Origin of the sequence: Acinetobacter sp. ANC 4169, from assembly GCF_002135355.1 — a bacterium.
Taxonomy (GTDB): Bacteria; Pseudomonadota; Gammaproteobacteria; order Pseudomonadales; family Moraxellaceae; genus Acinetobacter.
The window spans coordinates 67,670-89,547 of the sequence record NZ_NEGE01000012.1; the positions used below are offsets into that span (position 1 = coordinate 67,670).

Annotated in this window: 22 protein-coding genes; 7 read left to right on the plus strand and 15 right to left on the minus strand. The window is 41.1% G+C overall.

What is annotated here, in order from left to right; all coding sequences use genetic code 11:
* Nucleotides 1–12 precede the first annotated feature (12 nt).
* The gene (gene hemP / locus B9T26_RS10450; RefSeq protein WP_081406229.1) at nt 13–183 is read left to right on the plus strand and encodes a hemin uptake protein HemP; all 171 of its coding nucleotides are present in this window, start codon (nt 13–15) and stop codon (nt 181–183) included.
* A 74-nt stretch (nt 184–257) separates the two neighbouring features.
* Here hemP and B9T26_RS10455 read toward each other — a convergent pair whose 3' ends face one another.
* The 4 genes from B9T26_RS10455 to B9T26_RS10470 all read right to left on the minus strand — a co-directional run bounded on the left by B9T26_RS10455 (nt 258) and on the right by B9T26_RS10470 (nt 4,638).
* The gene (locus B9T26_RS10455) at nt 258–1,595 is read right to left on the minus strand and encodes a sensor histidine kinase (RefSeq protein WP_086199638.1); all 1,338 of its coding nucleotides are present in this window, start codon (nt 1,593–1,595) and stop codon (nt 258–260) included.
* Nucleotide 1,596: 1 nt separating this feature from the next.
* Nucleotides 1,597–2,256: a response regulator transcription factor gene (locus tag B9T26_RS10460; protein WP_086199639.1), complete on the minus strand. Its 660-nt coding sequence runs from the start codon at nt 2,254–2,256 to the stop codon at nt 1,597–1,599.
* Nucleotides 2,257–2,421: 165 nt separating this feature from the next.
* Nucleotides 2,422–2,784, minus strand: a complete 363-nt coding sequence (locus tag B9T26_RS10465; RefSeq protein WP_086199640.1) for a NirD/YgiW/YdeI family stress tolerance protein — start codon at nt 2,782–2,784, stop codon at nt 2,422–2,424.
* 96 nt (nt 2,785–2,880) lie between these two features.
* Entirely contained in the window at nt 2,881–4,638 is a 1,758-nt protein-coding gene (locus tag B9T26_RS10470) for a GspE/PulE family protein (protein ID WP_086199641.1), read from the minus strand.
* 258 nt (nt 4,639–4,896) lie between these two features.
* Here B9T26_RS10470 and B9T26_RS10475 point away from each other — a divergent pair, with 258 nt between their 5' ends.
* Nucleotides 4,897–6,147, plus strand: coding sequence for an MgtC/SapB family protein (locus tag B9T26_RS10475; protein ID WP_086199642.1), 1,251 nt, complete (start codon nt 4,897–4,899; stop codon nt 6,145–6,147).
* A gap of 196 nt (nt 6,148–6,343) precedes the next feature.
* The gene (locus B9T26_RS10480; RefSeq protein ID WP_086199643.1) at nt 6,344–7,324 is read left to right on the plus strand and encodes a hypothetical protein; all 981 of its coding nucleotides are present in this window, start codon (nt 6,344–6,346) and stop codon (nt 7,322–7,324) included.
* Between the two features lie 45 nt (nt 7,325–7,369).
* On the opposite strand, the gene tsaA is transcribed toward B9T26_RS10480, so the two are convergent.
* The gene (tsaA, locus tag B9T26_RS10485; protein WP_086199644.1) at nt 7,370–8,083 is read right to left on the minus strand and encodes a tRNA (N6-threonylcarbamoyladenosine(37)-N6)-methyltransferase TrmO; all 714 of its coding nucleotides are present in this window, start codon (nt 8,081–8,083) and stop codon (nt 7,370–7,372) included.
* Between the two features lie 105 nt (nt 8,084–8,188).
* On the opposite strand from tsaA, the gene B9T26_RS10490 reads away from it, so the two are divergent.
* Nucleotides 8,189–8,968, plus strand: a complete 780-nt coding sequence (locus B9T26_RS10490; protein ID WP_086199645.1) for a ferredoxin--NADP reductase — start codon at nt 8,189–8,191, stop codon at nt 8,966–8,968.
* 43 nt (nt 8,969–9,011) lie between these two features.
* Here B9T26_RS10490 and B9T26_RS10495 read toward each other — a convergent pair whose 3' ends face one another.
* On the minus strand, nt 9,012–10,253 hold the full coding sequence (locus tag B9T26_RS10495) for a reverse transcriptase domain-containing protein (RefSeq protein ID WP_086199646.1): 1,242 nt from the start codon (nt 10,251–10,253) through the stop codon (nt 9,012–9,014).
* A gap of 709 nt (nt 10,254–10,962) precedes the next feature.
* Nucleotides 10,963–11,589: a cation transporter gene (locus B9T26_RS10505; protein WP_086199648.1), complete on the minus strand. Its 627-nt coding sequence runs from the start codon at nt 11,587–11,589 to the stop codon at nt 10,963–10,965.
* A gap of 82 nt (nt 11,590–11,671) precedes the next feature.
* Between B9T26_RS10505 and B9T26_RS10510 the strand changes: the two genes are divergently transcribed.
* Entirely contained in the window at nt 11,672–12,082 is a 411-nt protein-coding gene (locus B9T26_RS10510) for a MerR family DNA-binding protein (protein ID WP_086199649.1), read from the plus strand.
* 5 nt (nt 12,083–12,087) lie between these two features.
* Here B9T26_RS10510 and arsH read toward each other — a convergent pair whose 3' ends face one another.
* From arsH to B9T26_RS10530, 4 genes are all read right to left on the minus strand, one after another.
* Nucleotides 12,088–12,792, minus strand: a complete 705-nt coding sequence (arsH, locus tag B9T26_RS10515) for an arsenical resistance protein ArsH (protein ID WP_086199650.1) — start codon at nt 12,790–12,792, stop codon at nt 12,088–12,090.
* Between the two features lie 100 nt (nt 12,793–12,892).
* Nucleotides 12,893–13,948: an ACR3 family arsenite efflux transporter gene (gene arsB / locus B9T26_RS10520; protein ID WP_086199651.1), complete on the minus strand. Its 1,056-nt coding sequence runs from the start codon at nt 13,946–13,948 to the stop codon at nt 12,893–12,895.
* Between the two features lie 11 nt (nt 13,949–13,959).
* Nucleotides 13,960–14,433, minus strand: coding sequence for an arsenate reductase ArsC (locus B9T26_RS10525; RefSeq protein WP_086199652.1), 474 nt, complete (start codon nt 14,431–14,433; stop codon nt 13,960–13,962).
* Between the two features lie 15 nt (nt 14,434–14,448).
* Nucleotides 14,449–14,772, minus strand: a complete 324-nt coding sequence (locus B9T26_RS10530) for a metalloregulator ArsR/SmtB family transcription factor (RefSeq protein ID WP_086199653.1) — start codon at nt 14,770–14,772, stop codon at nt 14,449–14,451.
* Between the two features lie 153 nt (nt 14,773–14,925).
* Between B9T26_RS10530 and yegQ the strand changes: the two genes are divergently transcribed.
* Both yegQ and B9T26_RS10540 read left to right on the plus strand, forming a co-directional pair.
* Nucleotides 14,926–16,335: a tRNA 5-hydroxyuridine modification protein YegQ gene (gene yegQ / locus B9T26_RS10535; RefSeq protein WP_086199654.1), complete on the plus strand. Its 1,410-nt coding sequence runs from the start codon at nt 14,926–14,928 to the stop codon at nt 16,333–16,335.
* Between the two features lie 13 nt (nt 16,336–16,348).
* Complete coding sequence (locus B9T26_RS10540; RefSeq protein ID WP_086199655.1) at nt 16,349–16,603, plus strand: YfhL family 4Fe-4S dicluster ferredoxin; 255 nt, start codon at nt 16,349–16,351, stop codon at nt 16,601–16,603.
* A 227-nt stretch (nt 16,604–16,830) separates the two neighbouring features.
* Here B9T26_RS10540 and ahpF read toward each other — a convergent pair whose 3' ends face one another.
* The 4 genes from ahpF to B9T26_RS10560 all read right to left on the minus strand — a co-directional run bounded on the left by ahpF (nt 16,831) and on the right by B9T26_RS10560 (nt 21,530).
* Nucleotides 16,831–18,396, minus strand: coding sequence for an alkyl hydroperoxide reductase subunit F (gene ahpF / locus B9T26_RS10545; protein ID WP_086199656.1), 1,566 nt, complete (start codon nt 18,394–18,396; stop codon nt 16,831–16,833).
* A 231-nt stretch (nt 18,397–18,627) separates the two neighbouring features.
* Nucleotides 18,628–19,545, minus strand: coding sequence for a hypothetical protein (locus tag B9T26_RS10550; RefSeq protein WP_086199657.1), 918 nt, complete (start codon nt 19,543–19,545; stop codon nt 18,628–18,630).
* Nucleotides 19,546–19,587: 42 nt separating this feature from the next.
* A complete protein-coding gene (locus B9T26_RS10555) occupies nt 19,588–20,721 on the minus strand; it encodes a toxic anion resistance protein (protein WP_086199658.1) in 1,134 nt (377 codons plus the stop codon).
* Nucleotides 20,722–20,741: 20 nt separating this feature from the next.
* Nucleotides 20,742–21,530 carry a tellurium resistance protein gene (locus B9T26_RS10560; RefSeq protein ID WP_086199659.1) on the minus strand — a complete coding sequence of 263 codons (789 nt, stop codon included), beginning with the start codon at nt 21,528–21,530 and terminating at the stop codon, nt 20,742–20,744.
* Nucleotides 21,531–21,878 lie beyond the last annotated feature (348 nt).

Consider the following 21,878-nt stretch of genomic DNA (forward strand, 5'->3'; position numbering starts at 1 on the left):
GGAATCGACGGAATGAACGCACCATTTAGCCTATTTACCCGTAATAACGACGTAGCTCACTCACTACCGATGCTGCACTCCAACAACCTGTTTTCACTGGGCCGCGAAATTCGAATTATGCATGCCGGTGAAGAATACCGTCTACGTTTAACCCGTAACAACCGTCTTATATTGACCAAATAACAAAAATCGCTATTCTCCAATAATAATAAACGTGGAAAGCAGCAGGATGAGCGCAAACATCCTGCTTTTTAACCCTAAATTGTGATTGGAAATTGCAGTTCGACTTTTAAGCCACCATGTGCAGATTTGGAAAAGTGAATTTTTCCTGCATGCAAGTCGATAATTTTTTCACAGATAGACAGTCCCAATCCTGAACCTTGAGTTTTGGTACCCAATGCCCGATAAAAGCGCTCGCCCAGACGCTGCAAAACCTCATCAGTTACACCCTGCCCATCATCTTCAATAGTCATGTTGATGTATTGCTGCTTTTGCTGCATTTCAATAAATACATGGCCATTTTGCCCGGCATAACGAATGGCATTGTCCAGCAGATTGCGGATACAACTGAAAACGAGTTTTTCATTCGCAGTGATATAAAGATCAGAAGAAAGCTGAGGCTGGATTTGAATATTTTTTTCTACGGCAAAAGGCTGTAAGGCCTGGATGACATCATTGAGCACCATATTCAAATCAATATTGGTTTTAGGTAATTGGCTGCTATTGGTTGGGTCAAGTCGTGCCAGTAACAGCAAGTTTTCTAGTACCTGTGTGCCACGGTTGACATCATTCTGGATACTGGCCAAGTCTTGATCGAGTTCTGGATATTTACGTTTCAGTACCTGCAAACGCATTTGAATGGCAGATAACGGTGAACGTAATTCATGTGAAGCGTCCGCAGTAAAGCGCTGCTCGGCTATTAAAGATTTTTTAAGCCGTTCCAATAACTGGTTCAGCTGCAACACCATCGGTTGTAATTCTTTCAGTTCAGGCACCTGTTGCTGAATGGGTGCGAGATCATCGGCACTTTTAGCTGAAATTTCTTTAGATAATTGGTGAATCACCCTAAATTGGCGTTTTACGGCAAAATGTAGAATCAGCCACTGGATCAACCAGAGCAGGATTAAAATCAAACCATAACTGAATACATTTTGAGCCAGATCTTTAAAGCGTTCGCCCAGCGGTTGCAACATCAGCACTGACAGATTCAGTTCGGAATCTTCAGCCCGATACACGCGCCACAGCTGATGATCTTGCCAAAGATAATGGTAGCCTTCAGATGCGTTATTTTTGAGCGTTGAATATTGATTCTCTAAATAAAAATCTTTTGATTCGGTGAGAACCTGTTGCTGATTTTTGAACTGGTACTGAATATCGAATTCATCACTCAGTTCATCCACGTGTTGGCCTGAGTTGCTGGTCACATCTGAAATCAACAGCATGTCGGCAATTTCATCCATGATCTGATCTTGCACTTGCATGGTCTGATACACGGAAATCACACTAAATAGCAGCAGTGCCAATATACCCGCCAGCATTGAGCTGAATAATGATGTTCTGACCAGTTTGCTTTGTAACGACACGGCGTGTGACATATTAATCCTGACTCATGCGATAGCCCAAACCGCGGATGGTTTTAATATATTGGCTGCCTATTTTTTTACGTAGCTGATAGATAAACACTTCTATGGCATTGCTTTCTATTTCATCGCCCCAGGCATATAAAGACTCTTCCAGCTGTTCACGGGTGATCACATGTTCAGGTCTTTGCATCAGTTTATGCAAAATCTGAAATTCCTTGGCAGTTAAATTCACAGTCTTCCCATCTTGAAGAAGTGTTTTGGCCTGCGGATCCAAAACCAGATTTGCATAATGTAAATCTTGCCCGACACTGCTTTGATGCTGACGCAACTGCGAACGTACACGCGCCGAGAGCTCTTCCAGATTAAACGGTTTGACCAGATAATCATTGGCACCTAAATCCAGGCCTTCAACGCGGTCATGAATGCTGTCCCGCGCAGTCAGAAAAATAACCGGTGTTTGCTGTTGCTGCGCACGTAAGGTTTTCAGAATTTCATCGCCGCTGGCTTTGGGCAGACCGCGATCCAGCAAAATACAGTCGTATTGATGCTGTTCAATCGCTAAAATGGCATGATCACCGCGCTCGACCCAGTCAATATTATAGCCATCCATTTCCAGCCATGATTTGATGCTCTCTGCTTGAGATGCATCATCTTCTGCCAGTAAGATTCGCATGTGTTTTCTCATGTATGAGGCATTTTCTACTTTTAAGATAGCACGCTTTCAAAGTCGCTTGATTCAAAAAAACCACATGAGCCAATCATGTGGTTTTCATAAGAGGCACTATTTACAAGAGATAGCAACTCAGACTGATGATCTGTGCATATTTAATGAACTGCATTAAAACTTAACTGCATCCACATCAATTTCAATACGTTTAGCCGGTTTGTAATCAATATCTACTTCACCGTTGATGGTCACGGGGGTTTTGGCATTCACCGGTTTACCCTGCCATAACTCATCATCAATTTCGACCGTAATCGTGCCGGTGTTATCACGGAATTGATATTTTTCATCCCCGACCGATTTCACTACATAACCTTTAAGCTGTACCTTGCTATCATCTTTTAAGGTCAAAGCATGTTTAACCGTCGTGGTGGTATGGGCTGCTACGGCACTTTGATTCACTGGGGTATTGGCCAGTGCAAATGTCGTTGCAGCCACGGAAGTAAAAATTAAAGCTGCTTTAGAAATCATATTCATGCTGAAACCCTCATCTATTGGTCTATCGTTTCGATAAACCCATTAGAACAAATCAAGATGAGGTGAATCTTAAGATTGCTGCATTTTTAAAATACTTTAATTCAGAGGAACCACACGTAAAACTTCTTCCAGCGTGGTCATTCCTGCCAGAACTTTGCGTGCCCCGGCGATGCGTAGTGGCTCAATTCCCTCTTTCTTGGCCTGATCACGCAGCTGGTTTAAAGTCGCATCTGCACCAATCAGCTGTTTGGTTTCCAGACTTAAAGGCATAAACTCATAAATGCCGACGCGCCCTTTATAACCGGTATGGCGACATTCTTCACATCCCACCGCCTGAAATACGAAGTTTGGCATGTCGATCGTATAATCAAAGGTTAAATGTTTCCATTCCTGCTCGTTAATAAAGGTTTCCTGTTTGCAATGCGGGCAAAGTTTACGTACCAGACGCTGTGCCAGCACGCCTAAAATCGTGGCTGACGTTAAAAATGGCTGCACACCCAGGTCATGCAGTCGGGTCAGACTCGATGGTGCATCATTGGTATGCAAGGTGGATAACACCAGGTGACCGGTTAATGCCGCCTGAATGGCCATATTGGCAGTATCATGATCACGAATCTCCCCCACCATAATAATGTCCGGGTCTTGACGCATCAAGGCACGAACTCCATCGGCAAAACCTAAATCAATCCCCTGATTCACCTGCATCTGGTTAAAGCTCGGTTCCAGCATCTCGATCGGATCTTCAATGGTACAGACATTGACTTCTTCGGTTGCCAGCTGTTTAAGCGAAGAATATAGCGTCGTGGTTTTACCTGAACCGGTCGGCCCTGTCACTAAAATAATGCCGTGGCTATGTGCAGTTAAAGCTTGCCAATCATCAAGTAAGCTGCCTTCAAAACCCAGCTGCTGAAAACTGCGCACCAATACTTCCGGATCAAAAATACGCATCACCATTTTTTCGCCAAAGGCCGTCGGCAAGGTGGATAGACGCAGCTCGGTTTCCTGTCCTTTAGGGGTACGGGTTTTTAAGCGGCCATCCTGAGGTTTGCGTTTTTCCGCCACATTCATGCGACCCAATATCTTAATCCGCGAGATCACTGCAGTCAGCGTATTGGCCGGCATTTTATAAATGGTATGCAACACCCCATCAATACGGAAACGTACTTTACCAGTGTCTTTACGTGGCTCGAGGTGAATATCACTCGCGCCTTGCTCAAAAGCGAACTGCAATACCCAATCCACCAGCTTGACAATATGCTGATCATTGGCATCCGGATTTTGGGTATCTCCGAGTTGCAATAGCGCTTCTACACCTTTGTTATCCCGATCATAAGCACTGGATTTTTGCGATGAGTTAACCGCACGGCTGACCTGATAATATTCCACCAGATAGCGCTGCAACTGATCTGGGCTTAATAGTACGCGCTGAATTTTTTTCGGGGCAATCGTATGTTGAAGATTGGCCACCCATTCTGTTTTAAACGGTTGATCGGTGGCAATCAGCACTTGATCCGCCTGAATTTCAACCGCCAGAATTTTATTACGCACGGCAAATTCTTGCGACATGATACTGGTCAGTGCCTGCACATCTGCTTTTAACGGGTCAATAATATAAAAAGGGATATTGGCCTTTTCTGCAATCCACTGACACAAACGGTTTAAGGTCAGGGTACTTTGCGGATGAGCTTGATCGACCAGATTAAAATGCGCAATCCACTGCAATGGATGCCATTTCAGTTGCTCACGCTGGCGATGCGTGGTTTGGATCAGCAGCTTGTTGCGCTCGGTAATACGTCCATCTTTTTGTAATTGTTCCAGACACCAAGATGTATCCATTTCAAAATTAAACTTCATTGTTATATGCCCCAAAACATTCACCCACTATAACAAACTAAATTTCATCTGACTTAAATCGCTTTTAGAAAAACAGTATCCCCCGACCATTTCTCTGCCCAAGCTATTTTGTAGATTGTTTATAGCAAAACTATAGCGTGTTTTTCCCGTCAAGATGCTTTTACTTTCACCCATTTATAGCCAATAATGCGAGATATGCTGCTGAATTAACCAGCTTTATTTCCATGGGCAAATTATCGGATCAATCCAGTGAACGCTATGCTGAATCTGTCGCTTCAAACTACATCCTTTCAAGAATTGCTGATGATTATGGCAGCGGCATTAGGCTGTGGCTTATTGATTGGGCTGGAACGTGAGCGTAGTAAGCAACGTGAAAATCAGCACAGCTTTGCCGGAGTTCGTTCATTTACCATTTGTGCCTTATTGGGTGCACTGTGTTTTGCTTTTGGCCATATCTTTGGCATGATTGGTGCGCTGATTGTGGGCGGTATCGGGATTTTTTCACTGAAGAACCAGTTGCAAGATCCCGGGGTCACTACCGAACTGGCTTTTGTCATGACCTATTTTATTGGCGCATTATGTATCTGGAATATCACACTGGCGGCAAGTTTATCTGTCGTGCTGACCGTTATTTTAATGATGAAACATTCGATTCATGGTTTTGCAGGAAAATGGATTACCGGAGCAGAATTTAGAGATGGTTTATTTTTACTGGCCCTGATTTTAATTGGCTTACCGCTTACTCCCAATACCCCGTTATGGGGCTCAGTTCTCAACCCGCATATTATTTTGAAACTGCTGACCATTATATTGGTTGTTCAAGCATTGGCACATATTGCCAAACGCTTACTTTCAAGCAAGAAAGCACTCATGCTTTCATCCATCGCTTCCGGATTTGTTTCCAGTACCGCAACCATTGCACATTTAGGTTTGCAAGTACGTAATGGTGAAGTCGATGCCCGTTCCAATGCCGGTGCAGCACTGATGTCATGTATTTCAACTCTAGTGCTGCTATTCATTGTGGTCGGCGGTGTGTCTTTAGCCTGGCTAAAACTGTTGATACTTCCCGCGCTCATTGCCATCGCAATTTTAGCGCTTTGTGCTTACTGGCTTTTACATAAAGCAGAACCTGTCGAAGAAACAGAACCTGAAGATAGTCCGATGTTTAGCTTAAAAGAAGCGGTAATCATTGCCGTTACTTTAACCTTGATTCAGGCAGGGGTTTATGGACTTGAACTCCTACTCGGTGATGCTGGTTTAATTGCAGGTACACTCTTGGCTTCATTGTTTGAAATTCATGCCGCTGCAGCCGCTGTGGTTGTTCAAGGTGAACCTGCAAATACCAGTTTACTCTATGCAATGATGTTAGGTCTGGCTGCCCATGCTGTTTCTAAATCCATTAATGCAGCCATAAGCGGAGGATTAAAATTTGCACTTTATTTTGCTCCGGTACAAATTCTGCACATGCTGGTTTTAATTGCAGTACTGTGGTGGAATACCCAGCTCTAAATCGAGCTTTATTATTAACCATTTTTAATCAATTAAATTTTTTCTTTAGTTAAATTTAAAATAATGATTTTATTAATATTTTTAAAGTAATAATTAGTCATTTACATGATTAAATTAATAATTAATTATCGACATAATTTTTACCTAGTATCACAAAGCTTAAATTTTTTAATCAATAATAACGGAAGGTTTCCTCATGAAGCTTAAATATCTGAGCCTATCAATCATTACAGCATTCACTTTAGTTGGATGTGGCGGAGGCGGTTCAGACAGCATTTATCAAGGTATAGATACGGGATCGGCACAGGAAAATAAAGACTTTCAGCAATGGCATTATTTTGAAATTGATGGTGGCTATAATGATGATGCTTTATCTCTGAATTATTCAATCGGTACTATTGATCAAGGAAAAATCTACGATCAAAATAATTTTGAATATGATAATGATCTAACCATTACTCAAAATGGCATCTATCAAGACTTTGGGCCCAAAGATTCTAAATATGGCTATTTCGTTGGTACTGGCTCATTTAAGAACTTAGTTCTTACTCATCAGCACTACTCACCTATTGGTTCCACAGGTTTAGTCTTTACATCGACCTACAAAAAGATTGATTTAAGCGGTAAAAATGTCTTAGCCACACTTGAGCCTGAACATCAATGGGATCTTAGCAATGAACCTACAGTAAACTTTGGCACAGTCCGTAATACATATTACAATCGCGTTAAAGACCTAACATTCCCAGCTGGCGCTTACTGTATGCAGCAGTTGACCTACTCTAATAACCAAGAAAATCTGCTTGCTTACAGCAATGGCGATGAGAAACAATATTTTGATGATTATGCTGCGCAATATAGTCAAAATGCTCAAAGCAGAATCTTTAAGAAAACTTATAAAGATACTGTATCGTACCTGTATTCTTCTGAAGGAACTGATGCAGATGCAGCCCATGGCTATGCAGAATATAAAGGACAATATTACGAAGTAGCACGTAATGCTAAAGGTTTGCAGTACAGCCTTGCAGATGAAATCCAAAATGAAAAGGATAATCTTCCATCAACTTTAACTGATGCAGATCGAAAACTTGCCATTCAACGTATTGAAAGCCAAAATAATTTATGTACTTGGTATAACGATACAGCTAGTACTTTTATTCAAAACAATATGAAACCCTAAGTCAGCATACAAGCTATAAAAAAGGAGCTAAATTAGCTCCTTTTTTTATTGAGATATTTCAATAATCAGAATTTGTAAATCACAGACCTGAAATTTTACATTCAATCCACCAAACAACATGCCATAGATGCGCTCATCATCATGCTGATAGGCAGGACGTGGGTCTAAACTCAATACCTGCTCAAGTTCAGCCCTTAATTGCTCGGTTAAATTGCCATTATTCAAAAATACCTGTTTTTGTTGTTCCGCGTGCTCTGACCAAATCACAGATTTTCGTTCTGGCTCATCTTGCGCATAACCGCTTTGCGCATCCATGACTGCATCTGAATATTGAATATATGGTTTAATATCAACAATAGGCGTGCCATCCAGAAGGTCGCTGCCCGTCACATAAACACGTACAGACTTGCCCACTTTCTTCACTGCTTTCAGCTGAACCACAGATAAACCTATCGGTGATGGTCGGTACATGCTGCGCGTGGCAAAGACACCGATTTTTTTATTGCCACCCAAACGCGGCGGCCGTACTTGCGCTCTAAATTTTTGACTTTCCTGCTGATTTTTATTGTCATGAAACTGCCACAACAACCAGAGATGACTAAATTCCTCGATTCCTTCAAATGCCAGCAAATCATTATAAGGTTCAACCATTTCAATATAGGATTCAACCTGTACCAGATTCGGTTGTCGTGGAATGCCAAATTTTTCCTTATAGGGCGATTTCATATACCCGATTATTGGCATTTTAAGCTCAGTCATAATCACTTTTTCTGATAAGTTCAATTAAATATATTCAGTTTATCGAGAATGTTTTTAGATTAGAATAGTAAGCTGTTCTAATTTGATAACTTATTGAGACCTTTAATGGCTGCTTTCAACGTCGAAAAGATTACTCACGTCCACCACTGGAATGACACTTTATTCTCGTTTAAAACCACTCGTGACACTGCATTGCGTTTTAAAAACGGACAATTTGTGATGATCGGTCTTGAAGTGAATGGTAAGCCTTTAATGCGCGCTTATTCAATTGCAAGTGCTAACTATGAAGAAGAACTAGAGTTTTTCTCTATTAAAGTGCCAGATGGTCCTTTAACTTCTATTCTACAAAAAGTAAAAGTTGGCGACGACATTCTGGTATCACGTAAACCAACAGGCACTTTGGTTCTTGACGATTTAAACCCGGGTAAAAACTTGTACCTTCTTTCTTCAGGTACCGGTCTTGCGCCTTTCCTTTCTGTAATTCGTGACCCTGAAACTTATGAGCGTTTTGAAAAAATCATCGTGGTTCATGGTACACGTTTCATTTCAGAATTGGCTTACCAAGACTTGATTGAAAACGAAATTCCAAACCATGAATTCTTCGGTGAACTAGGTGCTAAAGAAAAATTAGTCTATTACCCAACAGTAACACGTGAAGATTTCCATACTCAAGGTCGTGTAACCACTGCCATTGAATCTGGTCAATTGTTCGAGAAAATCGGCTTGCCACGTTTCAACCCGGAAACTGACCGTGCAATGCTTTGCGGTAGCCCGGCATTCCTGGACGACGTTGCTGCACTTCTTGACCAACACGGTTTGAAAGAATCTCCAAAAATGGGTGTTCTTGGTGACTACGTGATTGAACGTGCATTCGTTGAAAAATAAAATTCCTTGAATCTAAAAAACCGAGCTGAATTGCTCGGTTTTTTTATTCATTAAAGAAATATCTTTTCTTTTCAGAGGAAAGTTTTGTGTAATCAATACCTAAAGGTGCAAGTAGACGTTTATATACAAATGACTTTCTCTCTTCTACATGTTTTTTAAATTCAGCTAGATTGGATGTGAACTCATAACAAACTATATATCCATTGCAAATTTGATCTAATTTCTGACAAGTCTTATAAAAGTTCAAACCAGTTTTTATATTCTTTTTATATCCTTGTAATTCTATAACTTTTTTATTTAATTCCGAAAATGCCTTTTGAGGAATAAATAACTTAAACTCAGTTCCAACTTTTTTAAGTTCCAACCCTAAAAATATTACCGTTTGAGAAGGAGTATAAATTTCTGATTTTCCCGATCCAATATCTGGTATAGAAAGTTGTATTTTGTTCAATTCATGTCTTATTAGTTCAAAGTGTTTTTCAATTTCATCTCTTGTATTTGCAAATACAACTAAATCATCAGCATATCTAACAAATTCAATTTGTGCATTTTGCAAAACAATTTCAAAATCTTGTAAATAAAATGAAGCTAATAAGGAAGCTATGGGCATACCTTGTCTAATTCCTCTACCTTTTTTATTATTTATCATCGTAGAAAATATTCTAAACTGCTCATCAGTTGTAGCTTGAATCAATCGTGGAATAGGGTCGGAATTTATCATTGTCTTAAAGAATATCTGTAAACTAGGTAACCCAACTTTTTCTTCAAATAATTTTAAAATCCTATGTCTATCTAAATTATCAAAGAAAGATTCAATATCTGTTTTCAAAGCATATTTATACTTTTTTCTCAGATTTTTTAATTTATCATGTGCCCCTTTCACTCCCTTTAATTCTGCATATTTTTCTTTATAAGCAAAATCTTGAGCTTGCAAATTTTTCTTCTTTTCTATCTTTTCTAAATAAGAGATAAATAACAATTGAACCAATCTATCCTTAACGGATGGTACGCAAACCATACGATAATTATTTTTATCTTTTGGAAGAAAAATTGGAGTGAGAGGATCAAATTTAAATTTGTTTAATTGAATAGAATTTATTATTTCTACTTTATATTTTTCTCTATCTTCAAAGAATTCATCTACTGTTATATATTTTGAATGATATGTTAAAGATGACTTTTTCTTACCAAGTTTCGTTTTGAATTTACTTAACTCAGCATCAAACTCTTGCTGACAATATTGATAAAATTCCATTCCCGTTTCACTATGCTCTTGCAAGGTCATGGTCACATAGTTTCAGAGTTGCAGCATATCGCTTCCTATTCGTCTTACTCAACGATTGTACCTTGTCGGTCGCCATTGCCAAGTACTCGGAACACAATGATGCGTCCTGTGACTCTAGGTGCGATTGGGTGCTCGAAATATCATTCTGATTTGTGTTTTCAGATTTCAAAATCAAGGCCCTTTTAAGACACATTCCCCATATTATTATATCAGAAAATAACTGCCCTTTGTGTTGTGTTATTGTATATAAGCAAGTGGAAATCAATAATATTTGTATCAAAATATTTCCACTCTCCCATCCCATGAACACGGTCATCCCCAAATAGACTGACAAACAAATATCAGCTAAATAGATTTTGACTTTATCGATCATTTTTATGCTCCAAATTTTCAAACAGCCTACATGCTTCCAAGTTTTCGCCATGACAGAAGCAGCATATCGCTTCCTATTCGTCTTACTCAACGATGAAACCTTGTCGGTCGCCATTGACAAGTACTCGGAACACAATGATGCGTCCTGTGACTCTAGGTGCGATTGGGTGCTCGAAAGAGCATAAAAATATCTACTTCATATTTAGGGTTTATATTCCTAAATTTCAAGTAATTTTAAAAAATAATTTTTCCATTCTCAAACTTCTATTCAAAAAACTAATTACCACCATTAACAAAGTCACCTCTCGGCAGCTTTGATTTATATCAAATATAAGAATTAAGTTGACTCATGACGAATTACCCGCTCAGCCAAAGCCTGACGAACCACCTGATAACCACTGCTTAAACCTAAACTCGCCATAATCACTGCCACCCCAATATCCGGCCATATGCTTCCTGTACCAAATACTCCCACCGCAGCTAATATCACCGCGACATTTCCAATTGCATCATTACGGCTACATAACCAAACTGAACTCATATTGGCATCACCATCACGGAAGCTATATAAAATTAAAGCCGAACTCACATTGGCAACTAAAGCCAGAACCCCAATTGCCCCCATAGTGATCGCTTCAGGGGGAATGCTCTGCACATAAGCAAAAACTGTTTTTCCAATCACTACCACACCAAACAGTGCCATAGTTAAACCTTTCACCAAGGCGACCGTGGCTCGCCAATACAGGCTTGCACCCAGTACCGCCAGCGAAATGCCGTAGTTTACGGCATCCCCAAAGAAATCGAGGGAATCCGCCCAAAGTGCCGAAGAATGTGCATAAGCCCCACCAATCAATTCAATCAAGAACATGGCCAAATTAATGAATAATGCAATCCATAAGGCAGTTCTAAATTTACTGTCTGGTTTGGGTGGTGCAGGCTCATCACAACAATGGTTACACGCCATAAGATCACTCCCATTCAAATGACTTTTATTTTGTATTATGCTTATTTAAAACTATGGAGTAACTCCAAGGTCAAGCTATACCATGAAATCAGAGAAAAATTATTTAATTAAAGATTTGGCCAACAAAACGCAGCTCAGCACTGACACGATCCGTTTTTATGAAAAAAAGCAGTTGATCCAGCCGAGTTTTCGGGCAGCCAATAATTATCGTCATTATGATGATGAAACGCTGAAACGGCTGATTTTTATCAAGCGCTGCCGTGCACTGGATATGTCGCTCAAGGAAATTGAGTTATTGATTCAGCTTGAACAAAAACCTGAGCAAGACTGTTGTGCAGTGAATAACGTCATTGACGAACATTTAACCCACATTGAGCGCAAAATTTCCGAATTGCAAAAATTCCAGCTGCAACTTCAACAACTCAGACAATCTTGCGCTACCCAAACCACCATTGATCATTGCCAGATTTTAAAGCAGCTGGAATCCTGCTAAATGAATCAGATGGACTTTTGATTCACCCGTTTTGAAAGTTCAGCCGCAGATTCTTTACGTTCTGAATAACGATCGGTTAGGTAGCCTGCCTGTCCACGTGTCAGCAAGGTGAATTTATACAACTCTTCCATCACATCGACAATCCGGTCGTAATAACTGGATGCTTTCATTCGCCCATCTTCATCAAATTCCATAAATGCTTTGGCAATGGAAGATTGATTTGGAATGGTGATCATTCGCATCCAGCGACCCAAAACCCGCATTTGATTCAAAGCGTTGAAGGATTGCGATCCACCACACACCTGCATTAAAGCCAAGGTCTTGCCTTGAGTGGCGCGAATTGCCCCTGCTGCCAGTGGAATCCAGTCAATTTGCGCTTTAAAGATCGAGCTCATTGAACCATGCCGTTCCGGTGAACACCACACCATGCCTTCTGCCCAAGCCAGCAAGGCATGCAATTCCTGAACCTTAGGATGTGAAGTTTCAGCATCTTCGGGTAAGGGCAAACCTTTAGGATGGAAGATTTTCACCTCCGCGCCAAAATGCTCAAGGATACGACCAGCTTCCAGCACTGCCAAGCGACTATAAGACCGTTCCCGGTTTGAACCATAGAGCAATAAAATACGCGGTGGATGGGACAATTCCTTGGCCTGAACCTGCTCAAAGTTAGGTGTCGGTAATAGATCAAAATCAATATTCGGTAATGACATTTTAAGCTCACATTTACTCTATGAACATTCTTCTTAATTCCCTCTGTTTTTAGAAAGGATCAAAAAGATTTAAACAAGAATTTCTTTCATTGATTGCCAATTAATCAGCAATACGGGTCTCATTGCCATAAAACTTTTTACGCAGCCAAAGTGATACGCTGACTAAAGCAATCAGCACAGGCACTTCCACCAATGGACCAATAATGGTGGTAAATGCCACAGGCGAAGCCAAACCGAATGTGGCAATGGCAACAGCTAAAGCCAGCTCAAAGTTATTCCCCGCTGCGGTAAAAGAAATGGCTGTGGTTCGTGGGTAGTCATTGCCCATCCATTTGCTCATAAAGAAACTGATAAAGAACATCAATACAAAGTAAATGGTCAATGGAATTGCAATACGCAATACGTCCATTGGCAAGCTAACGACATCTGCACCTTTCAGACTAAACATCGCCACAATGGTAAACAGCAGTGCAATCAAGCTTAGCGGACTAATCTTGGGAATAAATTGAGTTTGATACCACAGCAGGCCTTTGGCTTTAACCAGAAATAATCGGGTTAGAAAGCCCAACAAAAATGGAATGCCCAAATAGATCAGCACCGCCTGGCTAATGGTCCAGAAACTGACATCAATGACTTGCCCAGCCACACCAAAATATGGCGGCAAGTAACTTAAAAACAGCCATGCATAAGTACTGAAAAACAGAATCTGGAAAATACTGTTAAATGCCACCAATGCCGCGACATACTGGTTATCGCCACAAGCCAGATTATTCCAGACCAGAACCATGGCAATACAACGCGCCAAGCCAATTAAAATCAGACCGGTCATATATTCCGGATAATTTTGCAGGAAGATCATTGCAAGACCAAACATCAAGCATGGTGCAATCAGCCAGTTTTGCACCAGAGATAAAATCAGGGTGCGTTTATCCTGAAACACTTGTGGCAAAGCAGCATAATCCACTTTGGCCAGTGGTGGGTACATCATTAAAATCAGACCGAATGCGATGGGTAAATTCACCGACCCCACGCTCATTTGATTTAAAGCAGACGATGCTTGCGGCAAATACACACCAATAGCAACGCCTAAAGCCATGGCAATAAAAATCCACAGGGTTAAATTTCGATCAAGAAAAGACAATTTTCTAGCAGTCATGACCTTCCCGATTAGGCAATTTCAGAAATTTTTTTAATTTCTTTGCTTAATTCTTCAACAGATAAATGGGCTAAATCCAGGGCAAAAAATGCATCAAAACGCCGGTTGATATGCTCCACAGTTTGCATAAAAGCCTGCATTTTTTCATCTTCAGAAACATCTAAATGCGAAGGATCTTCCAGTCCCCAATGCGCTTTAATGGCTTTACCCAGATACAAAGGACAAGCCTCTTGAGCTGCTGAACCACACACGGTAATGACCACTTGCGGATTAAACTGTTCACAATCCTGCATGGTTTTACTGGATAAATCTTGTGTCGAAATTCCCAAATTCTGCAAGGTTTTCAATGTTAAAGGATGAACTGTTCCAGTGGGTTTACTGCCCGCACTACAGGCACTAAAGCCTTCTGGTGCACGGGCATTAAAAAGTGCTTCCGACAAAATGCTACGGCAGCTATTTCCAGTACATAAAAAAAGAAAATTCATTATTATTCCAATTACTTATTCACAACAATTTAAAGCTTCGCAGGCAGATAAATTCACTGCATTGAAACGGTCATTTTGTGCCGCGACACTGTTTAAAACATCCAGACACCACTGCGGCAAATCTGCTGTCAGGCTGTAATAAATCCACTGCCCTTGACGCCGATCTTGCAAAACTCCACTGCTACGTAACAGCGCCAAATGCCGGGAAATTTTCGGCTGGCTTAAATCTAGAGTTGCCGTTAAATCACAGACACATCGTTCGCCCTGTTTCACAATCAGCATGAGAATATCTAAGCGCGTTTGATCGGCAAGACATTTAAAAAAATTGACTGAGTCCATAAGATATATATGCATATACGTATTTCCATATATATTAATGAAAATTTGATAACATTACGATGACATATTTGATAATTCCGAGTTTTTTACTAGGTTGAATCATTTTTTTAGATCCATACAATAAAGCCATAAATTTTTTATGCCTTTATTGACATGACCATTTCGCACGTAACCGAACTTCTCTCTCCTGCCGGCTCACTGAAAAACATGCGCTATGCATTTGCCTATGGTGCAGATGCCGTATATGCAGGACAGCCACGTTATAGCTTACGTGTGCGTAACAATGCTTTTGATCATGACAACCTGAAAATTGGCATTGCAGAGGCACATGCCTTGGGCAAAAAATTCTATGTGGTGGTGAATATTCAACCGCACAACTCCAAGTTGAAAAATTTCATTCGTGACCTGGAACCCGTGGTTGCCATGAACCCGGATGCCCTGATTATGTCTGACCCGGGTTTAATCATGATGGTACGTGAACATTTTCCAGACATGCCGGTACATTTGTCTGTTCAAGCCAATGCTGTGAACTGGGCAACGGTCAAATTCTGGAAAAATATGGGACTCACTCGTGTCATTTTGTCACGTGAACTTTCTATCGAAGAAATTGAAGAAATTAAAAATCATGTGCCTGACATGGAAATTGAAGTTTTCGTGCATGGTGCATTATGTATGGCTTATTCCGGTCGTTGCTTACTTTCTGGCTATATAAACAAACGTGATGCCAATCAAGGCGCATGCACCAATGCCTGTCGCTGGGACTATAAAATTCACGAAGCAGCTGAAGATGAAACTGGCGATGTGATTCCAGTTACGCAAATTGAAGACTCATTCAAAGATGCGTCATGCTGCAAAAACACAGATGCCGATGAGCAACACGCCCTAGAACAACATCAATTTGGCGAGCCGGTTTTACTACAACGCAATGAAGAAGACATGTTTGCCGCTGAAGAAGACGAACATGGCACTTACTTCATGAACTCTAAAGATTTACGTGCAGTACAGCATGTCGACCGTTTAACCAAGATGGGCATTCATTCACTAAAAATTGAAGGTCGTACCAAATCTTATTTTTATTGCGCCCGTACTGCGCAGATTTACCGTAAAGCCATTGATGATGCGCTAGAAGGCAAACCCTTTGATCCAGCATTGATGACTCAACTGGAAGGCTTGGCGAATCGTGGTTATACCGAAGGTTTCCTGCGCCGTCATGTGCATAGTGAATATCAAAACTATGAATCCGGTTCATCGCGTTTTGATCATCAACAATTTGTCGGCGAAGTATTAGAGCGTAACGGTGACTACATCAAAATTGAGGTAAAAAACCGGTTTGTGGTGGGCGATTCACTTGAGCTGATGACCACTTCAGGCAATATCACGTTTACTTTAACTGAAATGAAAGATAAAAAAGGTAATCTGATTATCGACGCCAAAGGTTCAGGCCATGTTGTGGATATTCCTGTCCCTGCTGATGTCGATATGAACTATGCCCTACTGATTCGTAACTTGCCAAATTCGACTGGCGATATTTCAGCATCATCTTTGGCTTATCAAGCAGTTTGAGTATCCAGACAAGATGGCGCTATTAATCACGGATAAATGTATCAACTGCGATATGTGTTTACCTGAATGTCCAAATGAGGCCATTTATGAAGGCGACAAAGTGTATGAGATTGATGTGAAGCGCTGCACAGAATGTGTCGGCTTTTATGAGCACCAAACCTGTATAGCTGTGTGTCCAATTGAGTGCATTATTCCGCATCCTGAACATATGGAAACACAAGAGCAATTGCTGCAAAAGTTTAAGGGTTTGAATTTATTTAAATCTTAAAAAATATTTGGAAATGGAATAAAACTTGCTTAATTAAGTTCGATAACCTTGGGGAAAGAACAATAAAAAAGGGCAAAACAAAAAATGTAGAAAATCAAAATAACAATGGAAATGGTGATGATAAAAAAAGGAACCCAGAGTTAGCAGCCTGAGTTCCTATAAACAGGGTAAAACAAAAACTTGGGGAACTAAGGCCAAAGTGCGTGGGGACACTTTGGCCTTTTTACTTATTGTCCAGAACGGATGATGTAATCAAAAGCAGACAGTGATGCCTTGGCGCCTTCACCGGTGGCAATGATGATCTGCTTGTACGGAACCGTAGTACAGTCACCGGCAGCAAATACACCCTTGACACTGGTTTCGTTGCGTTCGTTAATCACGATCTCGCCACGGTTTGACAGTTCCACTTTTGAGGCTTTCAGGAAGTCGGTGTTCGGCAACAGCCCGATCTGAACGAAGATCCCGGCCAGTTCAACCGTGTGTTCCACATCAGTGGCTCGGTCCTTGTATTTTAGCGCCGTTACCTGTGAACCGTCACCCACCACTTCAGTCGACAGCGCATTCTTGATCACGGTGGTGTTGGGCAAGCTGTTGAGTTTGTCCTGTAGCACCTGATCGGCACGCAGTTTGGTGTCAAACTCTACCAGCGTTACATGCTCGACAATCCCGGCCAGGTCAATCGCCGCTTCCACACCCGAGTTACCGCCACCAATCACTGCAACACGTTTGCCCTTGAACAGTGGACCGTCACAGTGCGGGCAGTAGGCTACACCACGGGTTTTGTATTCCTGTTCACCCGGAACATTCATCTCTCTCCAGCGGGCACCGGTAGACAGGATCACGGTTTTGGATTCCAGTTTGGCGCCATTTTCCAGCGTCACTTCCACCAGACCATTCGCCGTCTCATCCGCACCCTTGATTGCAGACACTTTTTGCAGGTTCATGATGTCGACGCCGTACTCACGTACATGCGCTTCCATCTCGGCAGCAAATTTTGGCCCCTGGGTTTTCTTCACTGAAGTGAAGTTTTCAATGTCCATGGTATCCATCACCTGACCGCCAAAGCGTTCCGCCACAATCCCGGTATTGATGCCTTTACGGGCTGCATAGATCGCTGAAGTATTGCCTGCAGGGCCGCCGCCAATCACCAGCACATCAAACGCGTCTTTGGCATTCAGTTTCTCTGCCTCTTTGGCCGATGAACCTGAATCCAGTTTGGCCACGATTTCTTCCAGGGTCATACGGCCCTGACCGATGTGGTTACCGTTCTGGAACAGCATCGGTACCGCCATGATCTTGCGCTGTTCCACTTCGTCCTGAAAGAACGCTCCGTCAATCATGGTGGCTGTTGCACCCGGATTGTGAATAGCAATCAGGTTCAGGGCCTGTACCACGTCCGGACAGTTATGGCAGCTGAGCGATACAAACACCTCGAAATCATCAGTCAGATTCAAGCCTTTGATTTGTGCCAGCACCTCATCCGACACTTTGGCCGCATAACCCGACACTTGCAATAAGGCTAAAATTAAAGAGGTAAATTCGTGTCCCATCGGCAGGCCGGCAAAGTTGACTCGTGGTTGTTCGCCGACTTTCGCCACCCCAAAGCTCGGTGCACGTTTGTTGTTGCCATCAAAACGGGCAGTCACCTGATCCGACAGCGCGGCAATTTCAGTCACCAGTTCCTTGATTTTGTCCGACTTGTCTGAAGCATCTAAAGTCGCGACCAGTTCAATCGGGCTTTCCAGACGTTCTAATAAGGTTTTCAGTTGCGCTGAAGTATTTTGGTCTAACATGGCTAACGTCTCCAAGGGAGTAAATGCTTATTTAATAAAGCTATAGTAGAGGAGATAATTGAATAGGTAAAACAGTTTGTTTTTATAATTATGATCGTATTATTGAATTATTAATGTGTTCTATTTTATTTGCTCAGCTCGACTTCATTGCTAAGGTCAAGAAAATCATAAAGAAATGACAGTTTACAAAAAATTTAAAAGCCCTGTTAAAGGGCTTTTAACTTGCATCATTTAATTTATAAGGCGCTGTTCAACTCGCAATATTCGCCCTTTTAAATGCTGCGCTAAAATAAATAAGATGAGGCTCAAAATTGCAGATAAGATGAGCATTGCAATAATCAATATATTCACCAGACCGCTGATTTGCTCTGCCTGAGTCACTTGTCTGGAAACAATTTTCGCCATTGGCGTTAAACTCTGACCATACAGCTGATGTTGCATGGTCCAGAGCTGTTCAGGTTTAAAACCATATTCAAAAAAATTCGGATCTGTTTTTTCCGCTTTAATCAGCGCCAAAACTTGTGGAATAGCCGCATCTTTATCTACCGGTTTATGCAGTAGCGCAGTTTGCGCCAGCAGATATGCCTTTACTGGTTGATCTAAATTACTTTGCTGTAAATACTGCGCCAACTCGCTTTGCTGAATATTTTTATCGTATTGAATGACTTCTGCGTATGCGTCCTGATCGTCATTTAAATCATATTGCAGATAAGTCAGGCCTGACCACAAGACGATAAATGCAATAATCCATCCGACAAACTTCAAAATAAAAGACTGAAAACGGACATAAAAGAAACGGATTTTTTTCAAAAAATGAATGACAAAAAATGCCCCGACAAAAGACACAAACAACTTCAGAATCAGCCAGCCAAACCACGACAACAGATTACTAAAATAATCCGTATGCTGACCCAGCTTGGCCAGATTTGCATCTACACTCATAGGCATATGCAGTTGTTTTAATTCTGTGCTTATACCAAAAAAACTATAGACAAAATCATGCTGTAAAAATAGCGCCACCACAGATGCCAGAAAAATGCTGCTGCTGGTCATCGCCAATAACATCAGATTGCGTTGGCGCTTTTTCAGCACCACCACACCCGATTCAATCTGTTGCGGATTTACAGCATATTCATCTAAGCGGGGCAAACGGTTTCTCCTGAAGTGCAGACAATGAACTTAAGTATAAAATTAAGATGGATTGACCTCACTGCGACTGGATTCAATCACCAGATGATTCAGATTTTCCTGCAAGGCACGTAAGCGTGTCGTGGCTTCAGCACGTTTCTGCATACCCTCTTTTTGCACCTGAATCACATCATTTACTGTTTTAATGAGGGTGTTCTGCACATGTTCAAGTGTTTCAATATCAATCACTGAACGCTGGTTGGCTTTGGCCGTAGCCACCGAATTTTGATGCAACAGGTCGGCATTTCGGCGTAACAGGTCATTGGTCGCATCATCAATACTATTGGCCAGCTGGACACTGTTTTTCTGTTCATTCAGGGAAATCGCCAAACTGATCTGGTTTTTCCATGCCGGCAAGGTAATATTTTTAATCGCATAGAATTTATCCACCAACATCAGGTTATTGGACTGGATAATTCGGATCATTGGTAAGGTTTGCATGGCAGACTGCTGTAAAACCTGTAAATCACTGACGCGTTTTTCCAGATGATTGGCCAGATGATTGAGGTCATAGACCTTTTGCACCGTGGGCTGATCTTGGGTTTGGCTGCTTAAGGCCGCAATTTGCTGCTGGATTTCCTGCTCTTTCAATTTCCCGGCGGCAATATAGATCCCCAATTGCTTATATTCATCCTGCACGCCCTGAAACATTTTATCCAACGTCTCGACACGGGTTTTTAACCCCAATTGGGAAGTTTCAATTTCTTTGACCAAGACATCAATCTGTTCTTTGGTGCTATTAAAATGCTGATTGAAATTTTGCTTGGCCCCTTTCATTTTACTGATCAAGCCCCCTAAGAAACCGCTGCTTTTTTTCTTGTTTAAAATACTGCTGCTATTCAACTGCTGCGCAACCTGCACCACCTGATTCAATTTTTGACCGGTGCTATCCAGTTCTTTATTTTGTACAAGGTTCAGCAGCTCATCGGTATAAGTCGAAGTTTTTGTTGCAATATTTTTCCCATATTCAGCCACTACATTATGGCTCATTTCAGCCAGTTCCTTATGTGCATTCATCACTTCATTAAAGTCTGAATCCTGCAAGCCAATTTCTTTTAAATTCAGTAGCTGAAATTTTTGCTGAACCACATCCGGAGTGATTTCAGCGGGTAAATCTTGAGGTTTAAAATCAGTCATGCTTCACCTGAATATGATCATTAATGTATAGGTTTCTCTAACGATTTTCTTAAAGTTTTAATCAAAGTCTCCCGGCTATGATCCAGCTTTTCCAGTTCAATGCCCGAACCGCTTTGATTGCTTTGTTTAACATGATATTGCCAGGCCGGAATCAGCACTTGCTGTGCTTCTTTAAACCGGTCCAGTAAAGTAAAAGAAAGTTGCTGAGATAATTGCATCTGTGTAATTGCAATATCATTACTGGCCTGCAAGGTTTGTAATGAATTGATCTTTTTCGATAATCTTTCTGAAAAATTATCCAGAGGATGTATATTCTTGACGAAATTTGGATATTCCAGCAAAAATTCTTGCGCAGCCAGAATGTATTTCGCCATTTGCTCGCGATGCCCAAGCAATTGCTGAAAGCGTGCCTGCGACTTTTGTATCTCAATCTGTAATTTTTGACTTAAATGATTGGCCCGATTGAGTAATTGATCCAGGTTTTTATAATACTCAACCTGCCCCGAACCATATTCCAGATCAATCCCCAACCACTTTTGCCAGGCATTAAACTTGCGTGCTTTTAAATATTTTTTTGAATCGGCCAAGGCCTGAATCAGCTGTTCTATCGTGCTACTTAATTGCCGGGTCAGGTGTGGATCAACCCCGTTTAATAAAACGGACTGAGCCTGAATGACTGAATCGGCATAATGATTCAGACGATATTGATCCTGCAGTAAAGGGATCAAATCATTGCGCTGAATAGAGAGCAGTTCAGCCTGATTCACCTCAATATCGGCCAAAGCAACCAGAATATCTATCTGAGACATAATATTGCAAACTCAACAAAATCATTTTTATAGTACGGCTTTTGTACAACAGATCATGTAGCATTTTGCAAATTTCGACATTTAAATCAAAGATGTAACAAAAAGATAAAAAATGGATTCGATATTCTGTCGGAAAAATAATCCGTCCTACTCTACCAATTAATTGATTATTCAATGTTTATAAAATAAGAACTTGATTGATAGTCAATTCTGGCGCGTATTTTATCGGATTGTCCGGGATTTAATTGTTTATTGATTACTAAATTCTTTATCCTATGGCTCAACTAATACAGGAGTATTAGGCAGCAATGAAAATTCAAATAAAAAATCGATTTCATGGATCTGAAT

What these genes read in the sequence shown, in the direction of transcription:
- hemP (WP_081406229.1), top strand. Translation starts at nt 13, where the DNA reads ATGAACGCACCATTTAGCCTATTTACCCGTAATAACGACGTAGCTCAC.
- B9T26_RS10455 (WP_086199638.1), bottom strand. Translation starts at nt 1,595, where the DNA reads ATGTCACACGCCGTGTCGTTACAAAGCAAACTGGTCAGAACATCATTA.
- B9T26_RS10460 (WP_086199639.1), bottom strand. Translation starts at nt 2,256, where the DNA reads ATGCGAATCTTACTGGCAGAAGATGATGCATCTCAAGCAGAGAGCATC.
- B9T26_RS10465 (WP_086199640.1), bottom strand. Translation starts at nt 2,784, where the DNA reads ATGAATATGATTTCTAAAGCAGCTTTAATTTTTACTTCCGTGGCTGCA.
- B9T26_RS10470 (WP_086199641.1), bottom strand. Translation starts at nt 4,638, where the DNA reads ATGAAGTTTAATTTTGAAATGGATACATCTTGGTGTCTGGAACAATTA.
- B9T26_RS10475 (WP_086199642.1), top strand. Translation starts at nt 4,897, where the DNA reads ATGCTGAATCTGTCGCTTCAAACTACATCCTTTCAAGAATTGCTGATG.
- B9T26_RS10480 (WP_086199643.1), top strand. Translation starts at nt 6,344, where the DNA reads ATGAAGCTTAAATATCTGAGCCTATCAATCATTACAGCATTCACTTTA.
- tsaA (WP_086199644.1), bottom strand. Translation starts at nt 8,083, where the DNA reads ATGACTGAGCTTAAAATGCCAATAATCGGGTATATGAAATCGCCCTAT.
- B9T26_RS10490 (WP_086199645.1), top strand. Translation starts at nt 8,189, where the DNA reads ATGGCTGCTTTCAACGTCGAAAAGATTACTCACGTCCACCACTGGAAT.
- B9T26_RS10495 (WP_086199646.1), bottom strand. Translation starts at nt 10,253, where the DNA reads ATGACCTTGCAAGAGCATAGTGAAACGGGAATGGAATTTTATCAATAT.
- B9T26_RS10505 (WP_086199648.1), bottom strand. Translation starts at nt 11,589, where the DNA reads ATGGCGTGTAACCATTGTTGTGATGAGCCTGCACCACCCAAACCAGAC.
- B9T26_RS10510 (WP_086199649.1), top strand. Translation starts at nt 11,672, where the DNA reads ATGAAATCAGAGAAAAATTATTTAATTAAAGATTTGGCCAACAAAACG.
- arsH (WP_086199650.1), bottom strand. Translation starts at nt 12,792, where the DNA reads ATGTCATTACCGAATATTGATTTTGATCTATTACCGACACCTAACTTT.
- arsB (WP_086199651.1), bottom strand. Translation starts at nt 13,948, where the DNA reads ATGACTGCTAGAAAATTGTCTTTTCTTGATCGAAATTTAACCCTGTGG.
- B9T26_RS10525 (WP_086199652.1), bottom strand. Translation starts at nt 14,433, where the DNA reads ATGAATTTTCTTTTTTTATGTACTGGAAATAGCTGCCGTAGCATTTTG.
- B9T26_RS10530 (WP_086199653.1), bottom strand. Translation starts at nt 14,772, where the DNA reads ATGGACTCAGTCAATTTTTTTAAATGTCTTGCCGATCAAACGCGCTTA.
- yegQ (WP_086199654.1), top strand. Translation starts at nt 14,926, where the DNA reads ATGACCATTTCGCACGTAACCGAACTTCTCTCTCCTGCCGGCTCACTG.
- B9T26_RS10540 (WP_086199655.1), top strand. Translation starts at nt 16,349, where the DNA reads ATGGCGCTATTAATCACGGATAAATGTATCAACTGCGATATGTGTTTA.
- ahpF (WP_086199656.1), bottom strand. Translation starts at nt 18,396, where the DNA reads ATGTTAGACCAAAATACTTCAGCGCAACTGAAAACCTTATTAGAACGT.
- B9T26_RS10555 (WP_086199658.1), bottom strand. Translation starts at nt 20,721, where the DNA reads ATGACTGATTTTAAACCTCAAGATTTACCCGCTGAAATCACTCCGGAT.
- B9T26_RS10560 (WP_086199659.1), bottom strand. Translation starts at nt 21,530, where the DNA reads ATGTCTCAGATAGATATTCTGGTTGCTTTGGCCGATATTGAGGTGAAT.